The following is a 15530-nucleotide window of genomic DNA, read 5'->3' as shown; positions in this document are numbered from 1 at the left end:
TCAGCGCTCCGGGGGCTCGTCCGGAGCGCTCGTGACCACGATTCTGACATCGGGGGGGAAGCGGCCGACGCCCCCGACCCGCCGTCGGGGGAGTTCCGCGCCGCCCCCCGCCCCGGTGGGGCGCGGAGCCACGTACGATCTGCGGATCGTCCACCGGGGGAGCCGTGTCGCGGGCCGCGTCGGGCTGAACGTCCGCGGGGCCGGGCCGGCCACCAGGACAGCTACGCCGAGGAGCTCTGACCCATGTCCTTCCTGGTGATCGGCGAGTGCGTCGCCGACATCGTCCGCGCCCCCGCCGGCTCCGGTGCGGCCGACCGGGTCCACCCCGGTGGCAGCCCCGCGAACGTCGCCTACGGCCTGGGGCGGCTCGGCAGGGACGTCACCCTGCTCACCCAGCTCGCCGACGACCCCACGGGCCGGCTCATCGAGGCTCATCTCAAGAACGCGGGTGTACGGCTCGAGGCCGGTGACGTGCCCGAGCGCACCCCGTCGGCGGTGGTCGGCCTCGACGCGGACGGCCGGGCCTCGTACACCTTCGACATCGCCTGGACCCTGAAGAGCGGGGCACCGGCCGGACCCGCGCCCCGCCATGTGCACATCGGCTCCATCGCCGCCGTCACCGCGCCCGGCGCGGCCGCGGTCCTCGCCGAGACCGAGCGCCTGCGGGAGCGTGCCACCGTCAGCTACGACCCCAACGTGCGGCCCGCACTGATGGGGGAGCACGGGGCGGCGGTGACCCGCGTCGAGCGCTGCGTCGCGCTCGGCGACGTGGTCAAGGCGAGCGACGAGGACCTGTCCTGGCTGTACCCGGGCGAGGATCCGCGTTCCGTCGCCGCCCGCTGGCTCGCCCTCGGTCCGGCCCTCGTCCTCGTCACCCTGGGCGCGGCCGGCTCGTTCGCCGTCACCCGCCACCGTACGGTCGCCGTCGAGGCGCCGCCGGTCACCGTCGTCGACACGGTCGGCGCGGGCGACTCCTTCATGTCCGCCGTCCTCGACACACTCGCCGGGCGGGAGCGGGACGCCCTGGGCGCACTCGGCGCCGAGTACCTCGCGGGACTCCTGGGGACGGCGAGCGCCGCGGCGGCCGTCACCGTCTCCCGGGCCGGCGCCCAGCCGCCCGACCGGGCCGAGCTGGACGCCGCCCGCGAGACGTTCGCCCTCAGGTCCGTGCGTGCGTGGTGATGTCCGAGGCGAACTGCTCGACCATCTCCGGGGTGACCGTCGGCCGGCACTCGCCGATGGCCGACAGATAGTCCGCGGTGCTCGCGCCGGGCGCCGGGGCGTCGACGCCCCGCCCGCCGACGGCGAGCAGGTCCCGCTCGAAGGAGGCCTGGGCGGCGATCCGGGCCGCGTGCTCGATGTCGGCGGGGGTGAACAGGTCGCTCGCCAGCACCAGTTCGTCGATGTCGACGTCCGTCCTGCCGTCGGTGTACCGGGCCCAGATCGCCGCCCGCGCGGCCTTGTCCGGCGTACCGATCGGGATGAGGTAGTCGAAGCGGCCGGGCCGCAGGAACGCCGGGTCCAGTGAACGGATCGAGTTGGTGGCGCAGACGAGCAGCCGCTCGTCCCGCTCCCTGAACCCCGGTATCAGCTTGAGGAGTTCGTTCGTCACCCCGTGCATGCCACCGGGCTGCGCGGGCTCAGAGCGCACGGGCGCGATCTCCTCGACCTCGTCGATGAAGACGAGCACCCGCTCCAGCTCCGCGATCCGAGCGAACGCGGACCGCAGGGCGGCGGCGAGGTTCCCCTCGTCGGCGAGCCGGGACGGCAGGATCTCCACGAACGGCCAGCCGAGCCGGGAGGCGACCCCGCGCGCGAACGTCGTCTTTCCCGTGCCCGGCGGACCGAACAGACAGACCGCGCGCGGCGGCCGTACCCCGTGCCGGCCGGCCCGCTCCGGCTCGGCGAGCGGCAGCACCACACGGCGCTCGATCAGGTCCTTCTCCCGCTCCATGCCGGCGACCCTGGCCCACAGGTCGCCCGGCAGCAGCAGGCCGCCCAGATCGTCGAGGAGCCCGGCGGCCGGGCCGTGCAGGGGCTCCACCTTCTCGAAGTACGCGACGGCCGGCTGCCGTGTGTACCCGGCGTTGAGGAGCCCCTCGCCGAGGAGCTCCTCCTCCGGCAGGACGTACGCGATCCGCCCCACCCGGGCGGCCACCAGCCGGCGTTCCAGCTCCACGAGGAGCGCGCTGGCGAGACCGCGGCCGCGCCAGGCCGAGGAGATCGCGATCCGCATGACCCATGCCCGCTCGCCGGAGACGGAGGCGAGGGCGGCGCCGATCGGCACGCCCTGGTGGACGGCGACCACGGCGGGCTGGCGGGAGGTCAGGGCGCTGATGCACTCGGCCAGCGAGAAGACGGACTCCTGGCCGAGCTCCGCGGTCGTGTCGATCAGATGGACGACGGCGGCGAGATCGCTCTCGCGGTAGTCGTGGATGTGCCAGTTCACCGGTGGTACCGCCCCTCGTTGGTGCCGTTGCGGCGAGGCTAGGCGGGGTCTCCGGTCCCGGTCGTGCGCCATCCTGCACAAGCCGTCGCGGGCGAACGCGCCGCGGCGGCTCTATGCGGCACCGCACCGGCCGACGACAAGGCCCCGGGCGGCGCGCGGGGAATGCCTTCCGGTACGCGGAGGACGTGCGGGGAATCCGCGGGGACGCCGCCCGGTACGCGGAAGACCCCCGGATAACTCTCCGGGGGTCTTCCGCGGTGCACGTGCGAGGCCTTGGCGGGCCGGTGCCTCAGGCGGGTGGGTACCCGCCGAGGGCGGGGTCCGTCAGTAGGCCGGGGCCAGCTTCGGGTTCGGGCCGTGGGCGTTCTCGTGCTGCTCGCCCTCGGTGGCCGCGAAGACGATGAGGACGATGAAGCCGACGATCGGCACGAGGGCGATGAGGATCCACCAGCCGGACCGGCCGGTGTCGTGCAGGCGGCGGACGGTCACGCCGAGGGACGGCAGGAGGACGGCGAGCGAGTACAGCGTGCTCAGGAGCGAGAAGTCGAGCAGAAGTCCAATGATCATCAGCACGACGGCGATGATGAAGTTGAACAGCTCGAACATCCAGAATTCCTGGCGACGCGCCCGGCCGTTGAAGACGGCGTACTTCTTGATGACGTCGAGGTACCAGTTCACTTTGTCCCCCCAAGGACTGGGTATGCGAGCGGGAGCCTGTCCCTGTGGAGCAAGCTTTACGCAGAACTTAGGTGGCTGAAACCACATGGGTCAATTCGTTACCAGGCCTTGGCCGTTCCCGGGCGGAAAACAGTGAGCGGCGGCGCCTCCGGGGGTGGAGGGGCCGCCGTTCCGGGAGAGGATCAGAACGTCACGTCCTTCGCTTGGTCATGAGCAGTCCGCCGGCCGTGAGGGAGAACAGGCAGACGCACGCGCCGGTGATGACGTTGCTGAGGATGGTGCCGGTGTCGGGGCTCGACCCGACCACCCACGGGGCGATGATCAGCCACGCGCCCATGAGCAGGACCACGAAGTTGAGGTCCTGGGAGCGCTCGGGAACCATCGACATGCACAGGCCGAGGACCGCGAGGGCGATGCCGACGACCAGGTTGCTGATGGCGAGCGCGGGCTGGGTGGCGGAGAAGTGGACCGTCCACGCGGAGATCGCGGCGTAGATACCGGCGAGGATCACGAGTTCCTCGACCGCCGCGACACCTCGGGTCTGGAGCATGCGGGCATATCGGTCCCGCATTTCCGGCGCATCGGGGTGCCCTGCGATATCACCAGGACGGTGAGAGACGTCGGCCATACGACTCGCCTCCTTCTGGCGTCATGCACGTCTGACCGCACTTGCGGCACATGTTGCCGCTGCTTCATTGTGCGCTTATCTGGCCTTTATGTGTAGGTCTGTCCGGTAAGGGATGTGCACAGAATTTGAGCTGCGGATATGCGTGGACCCGCCAAAGGCTGATCTCCGTTCAACAAAAATTCAATGCACATGCGACCCCCTCGCGACAGGCCCGTGGGGTGCCCGCCGGAATGCCGCCGCGTAGCCTTGAAGTGGACTCGGGGATTCCGCCCTCCATCGCCGGGAGTGAACGATGACCGGCATCGTCAAGAGGAACTTCGACGCGGCGGACGAGACCCGCCCCTTCGAGGACGGCAAGGGCAGGCTCGACCTGGTCAGCGGTCAGCACGGCGCGGTCGGCCGCGCCGTGTTCGAGCCGGGCTGGCAGTGGACCAAGCACGTGGGGCCGATCGCCGGCACCGACAGCTGCCAGGCGTCACACGTGGGATACATCGTCAGCGGCCGGATGAAGGTCGTCATGGACGACGGGGAGTCGACCGAGTACGGCGCCGGGGACTACATGGAGGTCAAGCCCGGCCACGACGCGTGGGTCCTCGGCGACGAGGCCTGCGTCGCGCTGGACTGGACGGGCTTCGGCGACTACGCGAAGCCCTCCGGCTGACCGGGAGGCACGCCGATGCGCCCGGACCCCGCTGAGCCCCCGGCCGACCGGGAGGCGCCCCGACGCCCCGGACCCCGCTGAGCCCCCCCCCGGCCGACCGGGAGGCGCCCCGGCGCCACCGGCCCGACGGTGGCCGAACCTCACCCCCTCCCACGGGCCGCCGCCGCCTTCGAGCGGACGGTCCGCCCTGCCGGGGGCGGCGCGGGAAATTCCCGGTCCGCCCCCGGAGGGCGGCGGCACAATGCCCGTATGACGATCCAAGATCAGCGCACGTCCGTGCCGTACACCGGCGACGAACGCGCCGTCCTCACCGCCATGCTCGACTTCCAGCGCGACACCCTGGCCCTGAAATGCGCGGGCCTCACGCCGGAGCAGCTGCGCACGCGCGCGGTCGACCCCTCGGCGCTCTCCCTCCTCGGCCTCGTCCGTCATGCCGCCGAGGTCGAGCGGGGCTGGTTCCGCAACGTCCTCAACGGCGAGCGCAGCCTGAGCCCCTGGACGCCGCCCGGCTCCACCGACTGGGCCGACTTCGAGGTGGACGGGGCGGACGTCGACGAGGCGTTCACCATCTGGCGGGAGCAGTGCGCCCGCTCCCGCGCGATCGTGGCCGAGGCCGACTCCCTCGACGCCACCGGAACCCACGAGGGGGAGACGTACTCCGTGCGCTACCTCCTCGCCCACATGATCGAGGAGTACGCACGGCACAACGGCCACGCCGACCTGCTTCGTGAACGCCTCGACGGCGCGACGGGGGAGTGACGCCGATGACCGCCCCCGGTACCCCCCACGACCTCGACATCGCCGAGGCCGTCGCCGGTGAACTGGCGCTCCTTGACCCGGCCGTACGCGTCTCCCGGGCGCGCGCCGCCGAACTTCTCGACCCCGCGTTCGTCGAGGTCGGCGCCTCCGGCCGGCGCTGGACGTACGAGGAGATGCTCGCCGCGCTCCCCGAGATGTCCGGCGCCACGGAGAACGGACCGCGCCACGAGCCCACCGCCCTCTCCGGGACGCTGCTCGCCCCCGGTGTCGTCCACCTCACGTACGAGACGCTCCTCGACGGCCGGAGGGCCAGGCGCAGCTCGCTCTGGCGCCGGGACCCCGCCGCGCCGGCCGGGACGGGCCTGCGGATGTACTACCACCAGGGAACGCCCGTACCCGAGACGGACGTTCAGCCGTAGGCGTCGGTGACGCAGTCGACCGCGCAGCGCCAGTGCTCGAACCGGCGGCGCAGCGCGGCCGCCGCGTGCCTCCGCTCCACCCCGGCGTATCCGTAACGCTCCTGCGTCATGCGCACCACCGCCTCGACGGTGACGATCGCCGGCTCGCCCTCGCCGGCGGACCGGCGGGCCCGCGCGATCACCTGGTCGGCCGCGCGCTGCAGATCGCGGGCGTACTCCCGCTGGGCCACGGAACGCGCGCGGGACGCGGCGAACGGCCGGACCGCGCGCCCCTTCCACAGCACCCCGGCGGAGATGAGCCCGGCACCGAGCAGAAGGACGAGTGCGCCCCCCACGGCATCATGGATCCACATCATGGGCCGCCTTCCCCTGGACCGGCCCGTCCCCCGGGCGCTCCGAGTCTAAGGCGCGAGACCGTGATCCCGAGGCCGTGCCCAGGCGGGCGTCCAGATGTCGGTCTCCCGCGCCGCCGACGCGGAGGACCCCGGGGCCTCGGGGGACAGGGCGAGGTGCTCGCGCAAGCTGAGCAGGGAGGGGTGCGGGTTGTCCGCGGCCCACAGAAGTGAGTGCGGGTAGACCGGAGTCGGCCCCTGCACGGCGACGCGCCTCAGGTCGTGCCCCTGCGGCCAGACCAGGCGGGTGCCCTCGCCGACGAGGGTCGCCAGCTCGGGGGAGTCCGCGATGGTGTCGAACAGCGCCTCGGGGCCGAAGTCCGGGCCCGTCACCTCGATGGTGAGCCCGAACCGGTCGGCCAGGTCCGCGTAGTAGGCCGCCCACTCGGTCCCGCCGACGATGCCGGGAATCCAGATCCGGTGGCCGGCGAGCCGGGCGAGCGGGACGGAACGCGCGCCCGCGAGCACGTGCCCGGGCCCCGTGAGGAGCTGCAGCGGCTCGTCCAGGACCGGCAGCGCCTCGATGTCCTCGGGAAGGCTCCGGCCCGGCATGGTCACGGCCCGGAAGGACGCGTCGATCGTCCCGGCCCGGAGGGCGGCGACGGCCGTGTCGGCGTCGAAGAGCGTCACGACGTCCAGCTCGATCTCCGGATGCGCCCGGTGGAACCCCCGCAGGAGCCCCGCGGTCGCGAGCCGACGGCCGATCACGTCCACGCGGAGCGCCCGCCGCTCGGGCCGCACGGAGGCCATCGCCCGCGCCTCGGCGTGCAGCAGGGCGCGCGCGTGCGGCAGGAAGGCCTGCCCGTCGATCGTCACCTCCGCCCCGCGCGCGGTACGGGCGAGCAGTCGCACGCCGAGCTCCCTCTCTAGCGCGGCGACCCGCTTGGAGACGGCCTGCTGGGTGATCGCCAGCTCGGCGGCGGCCTCCCGGAACCGGCCCGAGTCCACCACGGCGAGGAAGGTGCGTACGGCGTCGAGGTCCACACCGCGCAGCCTAGACCGACAACCACAGGTTGTGTCGCATAGGCGCCCCGGTTGTTTGATCTGCGGGTCCTCGGGTCGCTTTGATGTCGGCCGGTGGCGCGCGGTTGTGCGGCCGGTCGGCGAGAGGGGTACGGGGATGGCGGGCGGAGTGCCCATCGGACGGGACTTCGGGTGGCTGTGGACGGCCTACGCGGTCGGCACCCTGGGCACCTGGGTCGCCTTCAACGCCTTCCCGCTGCTCGCGATCACCGTGCTCCACAAGGGCTCCGCCGAGGTGGCCGCGCTGGCCGCCGTGGGAGCGGCCGTCGGCGCGGCGGTCGCGCTGCCGCTGGGACCCTGGGTGGAGTTCCGCCGCAAGCGGCCCGTGATGGTCGCCATGGACCTCGTGCGGTGCGCGGCGATGCTGAGCGTCGCCGCCGCGTACGCGCTGGACCGGCTCGGCTTCGTCCAGCTCCTCGTGGTCTCCGTGGTCGTCGCGGCGGCCGACATCACGTTCGGCGCGGCGTCCGGTGCCTGCCTGAAGGCGCTCGTACCGGCGGAGGGCCGGCTTCTCGCGCAGGCCCGGCTCGAATCCACCACCTGGACCGCGACCGTCCTCGGACCGCCGCTCGGCGGAGCCCTGTTCGCCCTCCTCGGCCCGGTGGCGACCGTGCTGGTCGACGCCCTGAGCTATCTCCTCTCGGCAGCGGGCATCCGGGCCGTCAAGGGGCGCGAACCCCGCCCCACGCGCCGGGACGGGTCGGGGATGCGGGCCGGCGAGCTTCTCCAAGGGTGGCGGCACATCCTCGGCCAGCCCGTCCTGCGCCCGTTGTTCGTCAACTCCGTCCTGGTCAACGGCCTCATCATGGCGACCGCGCCGCTGCTGGCCGTCCTGATGCTGGGGCCGCTCGGCTTCGCCCCCTGGCAGTACGGGCTCGCCTTCGCCGTGCCCTGTATCGGCGGGCTCGTCGGCTCACGGCTCTCTCGCCCGCTCGTCGCGCGATACGGCCGGCACCGGGTCCTGTGGACCTCGGGCGTGCTCCGCGCGTGCTGGCCCGTCGGCCTCGTCCTCGTCCACCCGGGTGTCACCGGGCTGGTGCTGGTGATGGTCGTCGAGCTGGCGCTGATCACCTGTGCCGGCGTGTTCACCCCGGTGCTCGCCACCCACCGCCTCGACCTGACGCCGACCGACCGGGTCGCCCGTACGCTCACCGCCTGGTCCGTCACCGCGAAGGCCTCCGTCGCGGCCCTGACCGCGCTCTGGGGGCTTCTCGCGGCCGCTGTCGGCCCCCGGGCGGCGATCGGCCTGGCGGGCGTCCTGCTGCTGGCGACACCCCTGCTGCTGCCCAGGGAGGAGGTACGCACGAAGGGACACGTTGACACGTGTAACTGACGGGTGGCAGGCTCCTGTCGCGGGCTTCGTATGCCCCCGCGCAGAAGGAGCGAGCACCCATGAGCACCACGGGCACCACCAGCACCACCGGCACCACCGTGACGACCGCACGCGGTCCTGTCCGCGGCGAGCGCCGTGCCGACGGCGGCCTCCGGTTCCTCGGCATCCCGTACGCGCAGCCGCCCGTCGGCGACCTGCGGTTCGCCGCGCCCGTACCGCCGGAGCCCTGGACGGAACCGCTGGACGCCACCGCGTACGGTCCGACGGCCCAGCGCCGCCCCTTCTCCGAGATCACCACCATTCCCGAGCCCTCCGTCCCGGGCGCCGGAATCCTCAACCTCAACGTCTTCACCCCCGGCGCCGACCCCGCCGCCGCGCTCCCCGTCCTCGTCTGGATCCACGGCGGCGGCTACGTCGCCGGGTCGGCGGCCAGCCCCTGGTACGACGGCGCCGCCTTCAACCGGGACGGCGTCGTCCTCGTCTCGCTCGGCTACCGCCTCGGCATCGAGGGCTTCCTGTACCTGGAGGACGCCCCCGACAACCGCGGCGTACGCGACTGGATCGCCGCCCTGGAATGGGTGCGGGACAACATCGCGGCCTTCGGAGGCGACCCCGCCAAGGTCACCGTCGCCGGACAGTCGGCGGGCGGGGGAGCCGTCCAGACCCTCCTCGCCGTCCCCGCCGCCCGGGGCCTGTTCCGCGGCGCGCTCTCCGTCTCGGGCGCCGTCCCGAGCCCCGACGGCCCGGACGTGGCCCGCGCCGCCTCCCGGCTCCTCACCGCCCGCACCGGCGTACCGGCCACCGCCGCCGCCCTCCGCGACCTGGGCGACGACGAGATCCTCGCCCTCCAGGACCGCGTGAACGAGCCGGGCCCCGACCGCGAGGGTCTGCCGCCGATGCTGTCCTTCGCCCCCTTCGCCGACGGCGAACTCATCCCGCTGCCCGTCCACGAGGCCCTCACGACGGGCGGGGCGGGCGCGGACGTGCCCCTGATGCTCGGCTTCACCGAGCACGAGTTCACGATGTTCCCCGCCCCCGGACCGGAAGGCCCGCCGCTGCCCGTCCTCCTCGGCGCCCTCGGCCTCGACCCCGCGCGGACCGACGCCCTCACGGAGGCGTACGCCGAGGTCGGCCCGGAGCGGCTGTTCGGCCAGGCGCTGACCGACGCGACCTTCCGCGCCCCGAACCTGGCCGTCGCCGACGCCCGAGCCGACCGTCGACAGCCCACCTGGCTCTACGAGTTCGCCTGGCGCTCACCCGCCGCGGACCTCGCCTTCCACTGCGTCGACCTTCCCTTCGCCTTCGACCTCCTCGACGCCGAGGGAGTCCCGGCCGTCGCCGGGGACGCGCCGCCGCGCGCGCTCGGCGACGCCGTGCACCGGGCCTGGGTTGCCTTCGTGACCGACCAGGACCCGGGCGCCGACTGGCCCCGCTACACCGCCGAGGGGCGCGCCACGAAGATCTGGGACACGGAACCCCGCGTCGCCGAGGACCCGCTGAGCCCGGTCCGCGCGCTCTGGCTCGACTGAGGACCGGGACCGGGGGCGGGGAGGGACGGAGACCGAGGGACTGTGGCGGGACGGCGTCGGCAGGAGGGACAGCGGCAGCTCCGAAGGGCGGCGAGCCGTGCCCGGGGCCCTGTCACACGTTCTTCATGCGCTGTGCATGGTCCGCGGAGGCGGGCGAACCGATGATCGACGGGATGCCGGGGGCGTGACGACAGGCCCTCGTCCGCCCCTGGCACGTCGTCGTCCCGCCCGTCGCCCGCAGCGCTCGCCGTCCCGCCCAAGGAGCCCCGATGTCCAGCCGCCGCCGCTTCCTCGCCGGGTCCGCCGCCACCCTCGGCCTCGGCGCCCTGCCCGTGACCCCGGCCGCCGGAGATCCCGCGGCGGCGGCCGCCGAGGCGGCCGCGCCGGAGGCCACGCGCCGGCCGCCGAACCTGGTCGTCGTGCTCGCCGACGACCTCGGTCACGGCGAACTCGGCGCGTACGGCCAGAAGCTCATCACCACCCCGCGCATCGACGCACTCGCCGGCGACGGGCTGCGGTTCACGGACGCGTACTCGACGGCGGCCGTCTGCGCCCCCTCCCGCTGCTCGTTCCTCACCGGCCTGCACACCGGGCACGTGACCGTGCGCGCCAACCCGTCCGGGGCGCAGGGCTCCCTCACCGCCGGCGACACCACCATCGCCGAGGTGCTCCGGGCCCGCGGCTATCGCACCGGAGTGATCGGCAAGTGGGGGTTCGGACCGGAGAGCGCCGACCAGGACAGCCACCCGCAGGCCCGCGGTTTCGAGGAGTTCCACGGCTACATCGACCACGGTCACGCCCACCAGTACTACCCCGCGTACCTCTGGCACAACGGCGTCAAGGAGCCGATCGCCGCCAACGCGGGCGGTGCCAAGGGCGCCTACGCCCCGGACCTGCTGCGGCAGCGCGCGCTCGACTTCCTGGACCGCCACGCGGCCGAACCGTTCCTCCTGCTGCTGACCCCGACCGCACCTCTCGCGCCGACGCCCAGGACAGGCAACGGGCCACCTGGCTCGCCGAGGGGCTCCGCAAGGACCGGTGGAAGGCCGTGAGGTTCGCCCCCGTGCGTGACCACGCCTTGCCGGACAACCAGTGGCAGGTCGAGTTGTACGACCTGGCCACCGACATCGGCGAGAGCTCCGATGTGGCGTCCCGTCATCCCGCACGGGTCGCGGAGCTGGTCGCCCTGATGCGTTCCTCGTGGCAGGACCCCTACCCTCGCGCCGGGTTCGGCACGACCCTCACCGTGCCGTCCCTCGCCGTCCCGGGTCAGGCCTTCACCGTCACCGCCGAGCTCGCCAACGGCTCGTCCAGGCCCTGGAGCTCCGCGGGCCTCGGCCTGCGCGCGCCCGCGGGCTGGACCGTGGAGGCCGTCACGCCCACCACCGCCGGGCAGCTCGCTCCCGGCGCCCGGCTCACCGTCGGCTGGCAGGTCACCCCGCGGGCCGGAGTCCCGGCCGTCACGCCGTGGACCCTCACCGCCGAGGGCACCGCCCTCGCCCCGGGAGGCCCCGTGCGCTACGAGGACGCGGGCGTCGTCACCACTCCGCCCCCGGCGCCCACCCGGGACAGCTACCTCTCCGACCTCACCTGGATCCATGCCGTCAACGGCTGGGGCCCCGTGGAACGGGACAGGTCCAACGGCAAGAGCGCCGGGGGCGACGGCACCCCGATCGCCTTCGGCGGCACCACCTACGCCAAGGGGCTCGGCGTCCACGCCCACAGCGAGGTCGCCTTCCACCTGGGCGGTGCCGGGGACCGGTTCACCGCCCTGGTCGGCATCGACGACTTCTCGGCCCGCCAGAGCGCCGCCGGCGCCACCCGTGCCACGGTGTACGGCGACGACCGCGCCCTGTTCACCAGCCCCGTCCTGACCGCGGCGGGCGGCCCCGTCCCGGTGGACGTCGACGTGCGGGGCGTCCGGGTCCTGCGGCTGGAGGTGGCGGACGCGAACGGCAGGACCTCCTTCGACCACACGTCCTGGGCCCTCGCACGGGTCACGGTCGTCCGGGGAACGTGACCGGCCGGGATCAGCGAGAGGGGGCCCGTCGTCCGGGGCCACGTCGGCGGGTTCCGGTCCGGGGCCGCCGGATGCCGGCCCCCGGCCGCCGAGTGCCGGCCCGACGCGCCCAGGGGCGGTCGTTGCCCCTTCACTCCTCCGGCGGCACGCACAGCACCGGCACGGTCGACATGTGGAGCAGCTTGTGGGGGGTGGAGCCCAGCAGCGCGCCGCGCATCGGGCTGTCGCCCCAGCTGCCCACCACGATGACACGGGCCGCGTGACGGGTCGCCGCGTCGATGAGGGCCTGCGCGGGGTTGTTGTCGAGCACCTCGACGACGGTCGGCACACCCGCCCGGTCGGCCTCCGTGACCGCGTGTTCGAGGCCGGCGCGGCCGGTCTGGCGGATGGCCTCGTAATGGGACCGGTACTCCTCGCCCAGCGGGCCGGGCGCCGCCGCGCCGTAGACCAGCACCAGCCGCTCGTCGAACGCTGCGGCCACCTCGACCGCGATGCGCAGCGCGCGGGCCGCGCCGGGGGATTCGTCGTAACCGAGCACGACCGACATCTCAGCGCTCCTTGCCGTGCACCAGGTCGGGGTCGGCCACGCCCGGCCGCTCCTCCCAGAAGGCGGGCGACCGCAGCCGCCAGACGATCATGACGATCACCCCGTTGAGGGCGATGCCGATACCGATGACGAGCGGCGGCCCGAGGCCGAACCACGAGGTGCCGCTGTACGAGTTCGCGGGATCGGACATGTCGGAGACCGACCTCACCAGGAGCCAGGTGAGGAGCCCGGCACCGACGAGCGGGCCGAGCCCGATCAGCAGGAAGTTGTGGACGCTCTCGAAGAGGTGACGGCGGTAGTAGACGGCGCAGGCGATTCCGGTGAGCGCGTAGTAGAAGGCGATCAGGAGCGACAGCGCGGTCAGCGAGTCGAAGAGGGCGTTGGCGCTGATCTGGTTCACCACCAGGTACCAGGCGATGGCGATGCCGGCGACCCACCACGTGCTCACGTCGGGGGTACGGAAGCGGGGGCTGATGTGCCCGTAGTGCGCGGGCAGCGCACGCCGCCGGGCCATCGAGAGCGCGGTCCGTGAGGCCGGGATGATCGTCGTCTGGGTGGAGGCGATGGCGGACGTGGAGACGGCCAGGAGCAGGATCCAGTCCCAGCCGCCCAGCACGTCGGTGGCGAGCTGGGCGAAGATGAACTCCTCCTCGCCCGCGTTCTCCGCGAGGAAAGCCGGACCGGCGTAGGCGACGACCGCGAAGCCCACGGACACGTACGTGACCAGCAGGATGACGGTCGACCAGAGGCCGGCCTTGCCCGGCGCGGTCGCGGAGTCCTTGACCTCCTCGGTGAGGTTGACGGCCGACTCCCAGCCCCAGTAGATGAACACGCCGAGCAGCAGCCCGCCGGTCAGCGCCGCGCCTCCGGCGCCGAAGGGGTTCAGCCAGCTGAGGGAGGGTTCGACGGAGTCGTACGCGCTCGAGCCGTCGTACACCTTGTAGAGCGCCACACCCACGAAGATCAGCAGGAAGGCGACCTGGGCCAGGATGAGGACGTTCTGCACGTGGGCCGAGAGCTCGGTGCCGATGACGCAGACGGCCGTCATCACCAGGATCAGGAGCACGGTGAGGGACTGCCGTACGAAGGCGTTGTCGACCCAGCTGTCGAGTCCGAAGGAGAGCAGCGCGAAACTCACGGCCACGTCCGCCAGCGAGCCCACGACCAGGACGCCGGTCATCGCGATGGCCCACCCGCCGAGCCATCCGGCCCAGGGACCCATCGCGCGCGTGACCCAGGAGAACGTCGTGCCGCAGTCCTGGTCGACCTTGTTCAGGTAGTAGAACGCCGACGCGATCAGCAGCATCGGGACGAACGACGCGAACATCACGCCGGGCGCGTAGATCCCGGCGAGCGCGACGATCGGGCCGATGACGGCGGCCAGGGAGTACGCGGGGGAGGTGGAATTGAGCCCGATGACGAGGGCGTCGACGAACCCGATCGCATTCGCCTTCAGGCCCGCGGGGCGACCTTCGGGCGAGGCGGCGTCCTCTGCGGCCATGGTGCCTCGCTCTGGAGAGGGATGCCTTCATCGTAGGGAGGGCGGGTCGGGGCTGCACGTCAGGAGGGGGCTGGGGGCCGGGGTGGGAAAGGCGGCCGGGCGGTCGCCGCACGGCGTCCGCGGGGCGCGGGACGTCCGGCGGGGGCGGTGCGCCGAACGGGTGCGGGACGTCCGTCGGCCGGTCCCGCACGGTCACCCGATAGCATCGCGCAGCCCGCCGTACCTCACTCGTCGCTCGTCACCGTCACCGTCGCTCGTCACCGTCACTCGTCACCGAACGGAACGCCTGATGCCGAAGGACCTGGCCGACTTCGCGGACCTCTCCACCCCTCTCGTCGCCGACGCCTGTGTGCGCCTCGGGGAACCCCTGCGCGCCGCGCCCGCCGGTGTCCTGCCCGTCGTGGCGGGGCAGCGGGTCGCCGGGCAGGCACTGCCCGTACGCCACTACGGCAGCGTCGACGTCTTCCTGGAGGCGTTCACCCGGGCCGCGCCCGGCGACGTCCTCGTCATCGACAACGCCGGCCGCCGCGACGAGGCCTGCATCGGCGACCTCGCCGTCCTGGAGGCGGAAGCGGCGGGTGTCGCCGGGGTCGTGGTCTGGGGCCTGCACCGGGACACGCCCGACCTCGTCGAGATCGGGCTGCCCGTCTTCTCGTACGGACGGCACGCGCCCGGCCCCGTACGCGTCGACCCCCGCGACCCCGACGCGCTGACCACGGCCCGGTTCGGCGAGCACGCGGTGACCGCGGCCGATGTCGTCCTCGCCGACGACGACGGTGTGCTCTTCGTGACGGCCGCCCGGGTGGACGCCGTCCTCGAGGTGGCCCGCACCCTGTTCCACACGGAGCGGGAACAGGCCCGGCGCATCAGGGCGGGGGACACGCTCCGCGCCCAGACCCGGTTCGACGCGTATCTGGCGGCCCGCGCCGAGGACCCCGCGTACACCTTCCGGCAGCATCTGCGCCGGGTCGGCGGCGCGATCGAGGAGTGAGCCGGGGCGCGCTGGAGCGACCCGCGTGCGCCGGAGTGTGCCAGGCGGGGCGTGAGCCGGGGCGCGCGCCGGGGGATCAGCCCTCGAAGCCGACCGTGCCGTCCGGCAGGATCGCCTCCACGCGCGCGCCGTGCTCCACGGTGCGACTCACCGTGCAGAACTTCTCGTGCGTCAGACGCACCCCGCGGGCGAACACCTCGGCCGCCTTGGGGTTGTTGTCCGGCAGCTCGAACTCGTAACTGACCCGGATACGGCCCACCCGGCCGTCGTCCTCGGGCCCGGAGACCGACTCCACCACGATCGTGAGGTCGTCGTGGTCCACGGCCCGCGCCGTCCGGTCCACGACGAGCCCGCCGCAGCCGCCCATCGCCGCGAGCAGCAACTCCACCGGGGTGAACGAGGGCTGCGCGTCGGCGTCGTCGGCGGCAGCCATCCGGACCTCCGCGCCCCGGTCGTTCCGGGCGGTCCAGTTCCGGTACCCGGTGCGGACGGTCTCGATCCGGTAGTCGGCCATGGCGGCGGTCTCCTTCGTTCTGGGGTGCGTGCTCGTACGGTACGGCGCGACGATCGGGCAATCCCACCGCCCCCGCCGGGCCGAGC

Annotated in this window: 17 protein-coding genes; 9 read left to right on the top strand and 8 right to left on the bottom strand. The window is 73.3% G+C overall.

Annotation, left to right across the window (positions count from 1 at the left end; genetic code table 11):
- The first annotated feature begins 243 nt into the window (after positions 1-243).
- The gene (locus OG392_RS03120; protein ID WP_329275257.1) at positions 244-1182 is read left to right on the top strand and encodes a carbohydrate kinase family protein; all 939 of its coding nucleotides are present in this window, start codon (positions 244-246) and stop codon (positions 1180-1182) included.
- Here the strand turns inward: OG392_RS03120 and OG392_RS03115 are convergent.
- From OG392_RS03115 to OG392_RS03105, 3 genes are all read right to left on the bottom strand, one after another.
- A complete protein-coding gene (locus tag OG392_RS03115) occupies positions 1160-2449 on the bottom strand; it encodes an ATP-binding protein (protein WP_329275255.1) in 1290 nt (429 codons plus the stop codon). The two genes, OG392_RS03120 and OG392_RS03115, sit on opposite strands and share 23 nt — an antisense overlap.
- Before the next feature lie 324 nt (positions 2450-2773).
- Entirely contained in the window at positions 2774-3127 is a 354-nt protein-coding gene (locus OG392_RS03110; protein WP_329275253.1) for a DUF805 domain-containing protein, read from the bottom strand.
- Positions 3128-3317: 190 nt separating this feature from the next.
- Positions 3318-3677 carry an SPW repeat protein gene (locus OG392_RS03105; RefSeq protein WP_245234433.1) on the bottom strand — a complete coding sequence of 120 codons (360 nt, stop codon included), beginning with the start codon at positions 3675-3677 and terminating at the stop codon, positions 3318-3320.
- A 370-nt stretch (positions 3678-4047) separates the two neighbouring features.
- Between OG392_RS03105 and OG392_RS03100 the strand changes: the two genes are divergently transcribed.
- From OG392_RS03100 to OG392_RS03090, 3 genes are all read left to right on the top strand, one after another.
- Positions 4048-4416, top strand: coding sequence for a cupin domain-containing protein (locus tag OG392_RS03100; RefSeq protein ID WP_329275247.1), 369 nt, complete (start codon positions 4048-4050; stop codon positions 4414-4416).
- A 249-nt stretch (positions 4417-4665) separates the two neighbouring features.
- Complete coding sequence (locus tag OG392_RS03095; protein WP_329275245.1) at positions 4666-5175, top strand: DinB family protein; 510 nt, start codon at positions 4666-4668, stop codon at positions 5173-5175.
- Positions 5176-5180: 5 nt separating this feature from the next.
- Positions 5181-5594 (top strand): nuclear transport factor 2 family protein, encoded by a 414-nt coding sequence (locus OG392_RS03090; protein ID WP_329275243.1) that lies wholly within the window; start codon positions 5181-5183, stop codon positions 5592-5594.
- On the opposite strand, the gene OG392_RS03085 is transcribed toward OG392_RS03090, so the two are convergent.
- The gene (locus OG392_RS03085; RefSeq protein WP_329275241.1) at positions 5585-5950 is read right to left on the bottom strand and encodes a hypothetical protein; all 366 of its coding nucleotides are present in this window, start codon (positions 5948-5950) and stop codon (positions 5585-5587) included. The genes OG392_RS03090 and OG392_RS03085 overlap by 10 nt on opposite strands.
- A gap of 45 nt (positions 5951-5995) precedes the next feature.
- Entirely contained in the window at positions 5996-6970 is a 975-nt protein-coding gene (locus OG392_RS03080; RefSeq protein ID WP_329275239.1) for a LysR family transcriptional regulator, read from the bottom strand.
- 136 nt (positions 6971-7106) lie between these two features.
- On the opposite strand from OG392_RS03080, the gene OG392_RS03075 reads away from it, so the two are divergent.
- The 4 genes from OG392_RS03075 to OG392_RS03060 all read left to right on the top strand — a co-directional run bounded on the left by OG392_RS03075 (position 7107) and on the right by OG392_RS03060 (position 11891).
- The gene (locus OG392_RS03075; protein ID WP_329275237.1) at positions 7107-8342 is read left to right on the top strand and encodes an MFS transporter; all 1236 of its coding nucleotides are present in this window, start codon (positions 7107-7109) and stop codon (positions 8340-8342) included.
- A 59-nt stretch (positions 8343-8401) separates the two neighbouring features.
- The gene (locus tag OG392_RS03070) at positions 8402-9871 is read left to right on the top strand and encodes a carboxylesterase/lipase family protein (protein ID WP_329275234.1); all 1470 of its coding nucleotides are present in this window, start codon (positions 8402-8404) and stop codon (positions 9869-9871) included.
- 269 nt (positions 9872-10140) lie between these two features.
- Positions 10141-10923, top strand: coding sequence for a sulfatase-like hydrolase/transferase (locus OG392_RS03065; protein ID WP_329275232.1), 783 nt, complete (start codon positions 10141-10143; stop codon positions 10921-10923).
- An 11-nt stretch (positions 10924-10934) separates the two neighbouring features.
- Positions 10935-11891, top strand: a complete 957-nt coding sequence (locus OG392_RS03060; protein ID WP_329275230.1) for an NPCBM/NEW2 domain-containing protein — start codon at positions 10935-10937, stop codon at positions 11889-11891.
- Between the two features lie 130 nt (positions 11892-12021).
- On the opposite strand, the gene OG392_RS03055 is transcribed toward OG392_RS03060, so the two are convergent.
- A complete protein-coding gene (locus OG392_RS03055) occupies positions 12022-12438 on the bottom strand; it encodes a universal stress protein (RefSeq protein WP_329275228.1) in 417 nt (138 codons plus the stop codon).
- 1 nt (position 12439) lies between these two features.
- Positions 12440-13939, bottom strand: a complete 1500-nt coding sequence (locus OG392_RS03050) for an APC family permease (protein WP_329275226.1) — start codon at positions 13937-13939, stop codon at positions 12440-12442.
- A 289-nt stretch (positions 13940-14228) separates the two neighbouring features.
- Here OG392_RS03050 and OG392_RS03045 point away from each other — a divergent pair, with 289 nt between their 5' ends.
- Positions 14229-14930, top strand: a complete 702-nt coding sequence (locus OG392_RS03045) for an RraA family protein (RefSeq protein WP_329275224.1) — start codon at positions 14229-14231, stop codon at positions 14928-14930.
- Between the two features lie 76 nt (positions 14931-15006).
- On the opposite strand, the gene OG392_RS03040 is transcribed toward OG392_RS03045, so the two are convergent.
- A complete protein-coding gene (locus tag OG392_RS03040) occupies positions 15007-15444 on the bottom strand; it encodes an OsmC family protein (RefSeq protein ID WP_329275222.1) in 438 nt (145 codons plus the stop codon).
- Positions 15445-15530: the final 86 nt, after the last annotated feature.

This window comes from Streptomyces sp. NBC_00691 (assembly GCF_036226665.1).
Classification (GTDB): domain Bacteria; phylum Actinomycetota; class Actinomycetes; order Streptomycetales; family Streptomycetaceae; genus Streptomyces.
This window is presented reverse-complemented; position numbering and strand designations above follow the sequence as displayed.